The organism is Brasilonema bromeliae SPC951 (assembly GCF_012912135.1).
Taxonomy (GTDB): domain Bacteria; phylum Cyanobacteriota; class Cyanobacteriia; order Cyanobacteriales; family Nostocaceae; genus Brasilonema; species Brasilonema bromeliae.
Genome location: NZ_QMEB01000136.1, coordinates 9,685 through 16,948 on the forward strand (window position 1 = coordinate 9,685; position 7,264 = coordinate 16,948).

7 protein-coding genes are annotated in these 7,264 nt (G+C 41.1%); 6 read left to right on the forward strand and 1 reads right to left on the reverse strand.

Annotated features, from left to right (window positions below; translation table 11 throughout):
- Positions 1-791 precede the first annotated feature (791 nt).
- The 3 genes from DP116_RS17150 (at position 792) to DP116_RS17160 (ending at position 2,725) form a co-directional block, all read left to right on the forward strand.
- Complete coding sequence (locus DP116_RS17150) at positions 792-1,112, forward strand: DUF2087 domain-containing protein (RefSeq protein ID WP_169156330.1); 321 nt, start codon at positions 792-794, stop codon at positions 1,110-1,112.
- A gap of 162 nt (positions 1,113-1,274) precedes the next feature.
- Positions 1,275-1,595: a DMT family transporter gene (locus DP116_RS17155; RefSeq protein WP_169156331.1), complete on the forward strand. Its 321-nt coding sequence runs from the start codon at positions 1,275-1,277 to the stop codon at positions 1,593-1,595.
- 224 nt (positions 1,596-1,819) lie between these two features.
- A complete protein-coding gene (locus DP116_RS17160; protein WP_169156332.1) occupies positions 1,820-2,725 on the forward strand; it encodes an alpha/beta fold hydrolase in 906 nt (301 codons plus the stop codon).
- An 832-nt stretch (positions 2,726-3,557) separates the two neighbouring features.
- Here DP116_RS17160 and DP116_RS17165 read toward each other — a convergent pair.
- Positions 3,558-5,516: an FAD-dependent oxidoreductase gene (locus DP116_RS17165; protein ID WP_169156333.1), complete on the reverse strand. Its 1,959-nt coding sequence runs from the start codon at positions 5,514-5,516 to the stop codon at positions 3,558-3,560.
- Positions 5,517-5,655: 139 nt separating this feature from the next.
- Between DP116_RS17165 and DP116_RS17170 the strand changes: the two genes are divergently transcribed.
- From DP116_RS17170 to DP116_RS17180, 3 genes are all read left to right on the forward strand, one after another.
- Positions 5,656-5,928, forward strand: coding sequence for a hypothetical protein (locus DP116_RS17170; protein ID WP_211173330.1), 273 nt, complete (start codon positions 5,656-5,658; stop codon positions 5,926-5,928).
- Between the two features lie 45 nt (positions 5,929-5,973).
- Entirely contained in the window at positions 5,974-6,573 is a 600-nt protein-coding gene (locus tag DP116_RS17175) for a TetR/AcrR family transcriptional regulator (protein ID WP_169156335.1), read from the forward strand.
- A 453-nt stretch (positions 6,574-7,026) separates the two neighbouring features.
- A partial coding sequence (locus tag DP116_RS17180) for a DUF2141 domain-containing protein (protein ID WP_169156336.1) occupies positions 7,027-7,264 on the forward strand: 238 nt, incomplete at its 3' end.

Genomic DNA, 7,264 nt, shown 5'->3' on the forward strand with positions numbered 1-7,264 from the left:
TTTCGCTATGACAACCTTTGACTTGACTTTCTAGCAAAAAGAGATCGTAAGTCTTAGGTTTTTTGATTCGTTGAAGGAAATCAGCTTGTTGAGCCTTTAGTAAGCTAATCCAATCCATTTGCATTCCTGCGGCGCAGTATTTGCATACCTACGTGAAGTTAAGTCAAGGCAATTGCTCAAGTTAGTGTATCAACTTCAGTTATTTAAGAAGTCGGTCATTTCAGTAGTTAATGTAACACAACCTTTTGACGTGGATAGACACCAAATGACCATAGTCAAGTGGTGACGTAGCCAGTTTGCCTTGGAAACATTGAGATGATAGATGATTTTACCTAACCTGGAGCATGAGATACTGTTTCGCTAGACGCAGTTTTTGACAAAACTGTGCTCAAATTTGAACAAATCTTAGGACTGGTTGCATAAAAGGGCAATACTCGCTTTTCAAACATAGACACTTACAGCAATTTTCAGCTTATTAGACTACGTTTGAGACAGGGAGTGAGGGAACGTGTGAAAGTGCCTGACAAAACTGTAGCTTACAATACATTTATTTGATTCACTGAAAATTCTGAGTGCCACAAGCCTTTGATATAACCCGATGTAACCCGATATAAAATTATAAGGAGGAAGCACAATAACTAACTGACTTTCTCTAACATATTATTGTTGAGTTCTGCTTTCTGTTTTCTGTATTCTTTTCATATTTTTTAATGTTCCAGGGCTAACACAACGCCAGAGTTTTTTTGTGCTTAGTTATTAATATTAATATTTTGGAGTCTAGGATGCAAGAAATGAACAATGTCAAATTAGAAACATGGGAAGAAAAAGTACTCAGAAATTATCTTGATGGTATACACCTGATAAATATTCCTGCTTCTCGCAAAAAACGCTTAGTCATACTCAAGTGGTTAGTCAGAAAATTTGAGCAAGAAGTGACTTACACGGAACGTCAAGTGAACGAAATTATTGTGCGTCATCACTCTGACTATGCGACATTACGACGGGAACTCATCGGTTATCAACTTATGGAACGGGAAAATGGTTTTTACTGGCGATTGCCAGCAGCTCAATGTAAGTCCGAAACTGAAATTATGAGACAGATTTCGTTATAGACAACTCTAACAACTATGTTACACTAGATACCACGCACACGGGCTTAGTTGCGAGATAGTGTTCCCTGTTATAACTCAGATAGAAACTCCTCGTATTTGGTTGCATCTACTAAAAAAATCAAATCACAGTTCTAAGTTATTGCAACCTATAAGGACGAGCACATGGCGTGGATCTATCTTTTTATTGCTGGTTTATTTGAGGTAGGGTGGGCGATTAGTTTGAAGTATGCACAAGGATTTACTAAGTTTGGTTCTAGTGTTGCTACTGTTACCCTGATGATACTCAGTTTCACCTTTTTGTCTAAAGCCCTGCGTACACTATCAGTTGGAACTGCTTACACTGTCTGGACAGGTATAGGAGCTGTTGGTACGGTTCTGTTGAGTATAATTTTATTTAAAGAACCTTTTGAAGCGCGCCGCCTCACTTGCATTGGCTTAATTGTCATGGGTGTGATAGGACTGAGGCTAGTTTCTCCACATTAACCGACTCTCTGACCCGGCAATGTTGTCTGGGTAGACTACTAATCTTTGGAAGTAAGCTATTGCTCACACCTGGGAAAGATGAACATTGGCTTGATAAAGTTTAATACATAGAAGTAAAAACTTAATTTAGACGACAGCATATTAAATTTAACTTTAGAATGATGTCGTTTCCTAGCTGCTGTATCCACGATGGAAATGGATGATGCAGCACCTGAGGTATTTCTATGTTTTTACCCCCTGGGTTTGGTGAGAAATATGTGATGACCACGCTAGGAAGGATGGTGTACTATACTGCTGTTGGGAAACCGTGGTCTGACACAGAAATTGAGCAATCAAGCCAGAAAACATTAGTTTTCCTACACGCGTTTGGTGGTGGTTCTTCTGCTTACGAGTGGTCTAAAGTTTATCCAGCTTTTGCTGCGGATTATCGAATCGTCGCGCCGGATTTGATTGGGTGGGGACGCTCTGACCATCCGGCTCGAAGTTATAATGTTAATGACTACATTCAAACTATTATTGAGTTCATAGAAAGGACTTGCAATGGTTCGATTAATGCGATCGCCTCTTCACTCACTGCTGCTTTCACGATTCGCGCTGCGATTCTTCGCCCCGATTTATTCAAGTCTTTAATTTTGACCACACCAGCAGGTTTGGCTGAATTTGGACAAGATTACAGCAAGAGTTTATCTGCTCAAATTGTAAATATTCCAGTTGTAGATCGATTGCTTTACATGACTGGGGTTTCTAGCAGTTTTGGCATTCGCAGCTTTTTGGAAGAACGTCAATTTGCTCGTCCAGAACGAGTCTATCCTGAAATTGTCGAAGCATATTTGCAATCGGCTCAACAGTTTAATGGAGAGTATGCTGCTCTTGCTTTCGTACGTGGTGATTTATCTTTTGATTTATCTCAATATATCACTCAATTGACCGTTCCTACTGCCATAATTTGGGGGCAAAAGTCAGAATTTACAGGACCTGAGGTCGGTCGCCGACTTGCAGAAATGAACCCTCAGGCAATTCGTATCTTTTATCGTTTGGAGGACGTGGGTTTGACTCCCCAATTGGAACTTCCTGCTGTCACGATTGGGCTGATTAGGAAATTTTTACCTTTACTAGAGTCACCTTTTTGAACAGCTTTTCTTGTGATCTGATTTGCGCTTGCGTCGGAGTGATTTAACAGTACCAGCCGCAGTCAACAGTACCAGCCGCAGTGAACAGTTATCAAGCAATTGATGACTGATGACTGATAACTGATAACTGATAACTGTTTTAATGATTGAAAAAACAAGAACCCCGACTTTTTAGAAAAGTCGGGGTTTTGAATACAAATGTGCACGACTATTGCGATAATTCAAATGCTAACGAATTTGCTATGAAATACACATATTGTGTAGGGGAGCCAGTGCGAATGACGGTGAGACCAGTGCTGCGGTCCTTGTTTCCCGACAGCCAGGCATCTGGCGTTAGCCGTCAGGCCTGCCGTAGGCATACCCGAAGGGCTTTCCCTCACTTGGCATCTGGTGAGACCAGCGCTGCGGGAGGGTCTCCCTTCGTAGGCGACTGGCGTTAGCCGTAAGGCGTGCGCTTTACGCATACCCGAAGGGCGTTGGGGATTGCAATCCCCACCCTACTTAATTCTAGTTAACCTCAGGAATTAGAGTTGGTATCATTGCTACCGATAATTGCTTGGAAGATGTTCGATACTAGAAAGAAAAAGGCTGTGAATAACAACAGAAGCATCAGGCTTGCAAGAGTAGCAAAGGGAGAAATGATAAATAATAGTAAGAATGCAAACATGAGAGTTATCATCAACGTTTTATTCATCTTTTTTCCTTTTCATAATTTTTAATTTAACTTAACTAGCTAATTCTATAACTGTGCCACTTCTATTAGAAAGATTTTGTCTTCTTTCTTAAGGATGAAGCCCAAGCGTCAAACCTGGGCTTTTTTCTTCGTCCAGGCTTAAATCTGCAATAATCCTTCTGGATTGACTGACAAAAGTGTTCGCCTCTGCAAACCCTCCCGATGTAAAATTTCATTGGCTGCTAGGAAGCCACTACTCACCGCCCGTTCCATCAAGCCGGAAGGAAATGGCATTTTTACCCAGTCGCCTGCAAACACCAAGTTAGAGATATTGGTACTAGTTTCTGGGCGTTCGGCGTAACTATTTGGCGGATATCCAGAAAAGTTCTTTTGATTCACCAATTCCCTGTGCAGCATATTTGCTTGCTTTAACTCAGGGACAATTTCGTAGAGTTCTTGCTCAAAAGTTGTTAATAATGCGAATTGGGTGGGGAATTGTTTTTCTTTGTAACAGTAAGCGTGTAATTCTACCACACTACCACCAGTGCGTTTTGCCCACTCAATGAATTGTTCCTGAATGCGGTGATAGAGGGTGATGCTGTCTGTGAGCTGATAGCCTGACAAAGAAGTAAAATAACTGTGGTTCCACTCAAAATCACGATCAAACCAAAAACGACAGACAGCGAATGGATCGGCGACGTTTAGTTTTTTGATTTGCGTTCGCATAGCGCCCACAACTCCATCAACATCACCATTGATTTGCCGAAACAGCTGTTGTACACCTGGTACATCGGTAGCAAAGACATAATAATCTGCTTGAATTGTCTGTGATGATGGTGAATCGAGATTTGCTGCTATCAACTGCAAACCATCATCCTGACGTTGGACAACTTGAAATTTAGATAAATCACGTTGGGCTGGACCTTTCAACACTTTACCATCAGCCGCGAACACCGCTCCATGACAAGGGCAATGAAACTTACCATCTTCTGCTATTTTCACGGTACAACCTTGGTGAGTGCAGGTAAGAGAAATTGCTTCTTGACTATTATCTGGTAGGGCAAAGACTTCATCAGCCGCACCAAAATATTGTAGAGATGTCCCTTGGCGTGTTTCTATAGTATTATTACGCTTAACCCCAAAAGGAACATTGTTTGTATTATTACCAATCTGATAGCTGAGTGAGTCTACTTTGGTTTTTAAAACTTGAATTTCACTCACCATTGCTTCTGTAATTATTTTGCCACCCTTACTTTGAATAGCTTGAGCGATGGGTTGCACCAAACTTGTTCCCATATCATCTTTGGTACCATTAAAAGCAAGTCCTTCTGGATTACCAAAAAAATAAAAGTGGAAGAACTGTAAAAGTTCAGCAACACTCATCATGTCTGGTGCATTCAAACTAGATTTAGCAAAAGGCAGAAAATACAAGTCGTATAAACCCTTGGGAAATTCTTCCTCTACCCAATTGGCGACTGAAATATTATCAAAACGTCGATAATTCTTTTCTCTCTCAAAACCACCAATTGCTTGGAAAACTTGTAAATGTTTCAATTTTGTGAGATTGATACCCCATTGAAAGCGATTGGGAGAGGCTATAGCTAAATCCACAATGTTCCAAGGGAAAGCCGAACGACTGGGACGAAATACCTCTGGTTGATACTTGGTGTCACGATAAACAACAGAGTAAGATTTTAATGACTTGAAATTTTCCGAAATCCCTAGTTCTGCAGCTAAATTATTCAGATTATAATACTGAGGAAAAAACCCATGAAAGCCATGCTCCATCTTGAAGCTGTCACCATTAACTTCAATTTGCCAACTGGCAATTTTGCCACCAAGTTGGGGAGATTTTTCCAATAATGTGACTGCAAATCCTCTCTGACTCAGTTCATAAGCACAAGCTAAACCAGCTAGCCCACCTCCAACGACGACAACACTTTTTGGTTGATTCAATAACAGTGGCAAACTCAGGGTATCTTGTTGAAAAACTGTTGGTTTTGGCTTAGTCAAACGAGAGTATCCCAAAACTCCTGTAGTAGCACCTACACCAAATAATTTTAGTAATGTGCGACGGGAGATAGCAGATGATTCTGGGGAATTGAATACTTGACTCATGCGTTACTCAATTAACTCCTCACCATGAAGTACTAACCGAAGAAGAATTCACCAACTCAGAACTTAGAACTCAGAAAGAATTTGAATTCTGGGGGTTGAATTGGAGTTACAAGTTCCTAGATGAATCTATAGGATTATTTTGATCCCTGACTCCTGTATTCTGGATTCTTCTGATGTGACACAATGGCTATCACAACAGGGCATTTTAATAGAATTGTTGCAACATAAACACAGCCTCATATTTTGGAGTCTTTCTCAACGAATTGATTTTGAGCAATCGGCAAAATTCTCAAAAGTATATTCCGTTGAGAATGCTGCATCCTCAACTTTAGTAGCTGACGAGTGTCTAGCTGATGGAACAAGAAAACTGGAAGATTTAGGTAAAAAAACAGAACATTATTTGACAGTGTAATATAATCTTTAATAGTTGACTACTAAACGTTAGGTAGGTTCCAGATTGCCAGACGATTCTTTCTCTCCAAAAGAAATCTCTCATAGTGGACGATCACGCATTCTCGCTCAGGCAGAACAGCTATTTCGCACGCGAGGCTACAATGCAGTAACCATGCGGGATATTGCTGGTGAGGTGGGAATTCGTCAGGCATCGTTGTACTATCATTTTCCCAGCAAGGAGCAACTTTTTGTGGCAGTTACTGAGCGAATGTTTGAGCGCCATCGAACAGGTTTACAGCAGGCGATTGACGATGCAGGAGATGAGTTGCGATCGCAACTTCATGCTGTAGGTGGGTGGTTTCTTTCTCAGCCTCCCATCCATTTTTTGAGTCTGTTCCACAACGATATGCCTTCCTTGGGTGAAGATAATATTAAAAAGCTGGCAATTTGTAGCGAACAATGTATTTTTGAGCCTCTGCGACAAACCTTTATCAAAGCGCAACAACGAGGTGAAATCCGCCATACCCGTCCCGAATCGCTCGCTGGGTTTTTTTTGTCGGTGATGGAAAGTATTCCCTTCGTCATCACTGGATCTGATGCAGTTTCTGGGGAAATCATCGTAGATGAGATGATTTCCGTTTTGTTAGATGGACTCAAGCCTTAGGTAGAAAGGGACTAGTACCGCTAGCGTTCGTCAAAATTCAAAATTCAAAATTCAAACAGGTATACAGCGTAAGCGTTTCATTGATTTGGAATGGGTAGTTTATTTACGCGCCCGGTGTACTAGTACCGCGCTCGTCCCAAGGGGACGAGAAATTGATTGAAAGGATCGCCCCATAATTGAATATCGCAAGATGCAAGCAACTTTTGAGCAACAAATGTCACCGTATTGCAATCAAATGAATGTAGAGAATTCAATATGTTTCCATCATTAGACAAACCTGGCGCTCTGTCGCTGGTTCTCAATGTTCTTCTAGCAGTTGGTGCATCTGTGTTGAGTGGATTGGGCTGGCTTTAACAAAAGCATTGCGTAAGTTTTTTATATGTTTTAAAACATTAAGTCATGACGATGCAACGTTGTTTCTGGAGCTTTTTACTTTTAACAGATGTCATATTTATGACATCTTTATCCAGTGCAAAAGCAGTGTCTAACAGTAGTCTCACCGTCACCATTAACGGCTTGAAAAACCAGCGTGGGCAAGTTTGTCTGAGCCTGTTTTCTAGTGGGCGAGGATTTCCGACCAGTAGCGATCGCGCAGTGGCTGCCCGTTGCGTCAAACTAGAAAACGCTCCGCTGACAGTTAAATTTGAAAACTTAAAAGCAGGAAATTATGCGATCGCCGCCTATCATGATG

Bases quoted from the DNA above. Each gene is read 5' to 3' on its own strand.
- DP116_RS17155 (WP_169156331.1), top strand. From the start codon at position 1,275: ATGGCGTGGATCTATCTTTTTATTGCTGGTTTATTTGAGGTAGGGTGG.
- DP116_RS17150 (WP_169156330.1), top strand. From the start codon at position 792: ATGAACAATGTCAAATTAGAAACATGGGAAGAAAAAGTACTCAGAAAT.
- DP116_RS17165 (WP_169156333.1), bottom strand. From the start codon at position 5,516: ATGAGTCAAGTATTCAATTCCCCAGAATCATCTGCTATCTCCCGTCGC.
- DP116_RS17160 (WP_169156332.1), top strand. From the start codon at position 1,820: ATGTTTTTACCCCCTGGGTTTGGTGAGAAATATGTGATGACCACGCTA.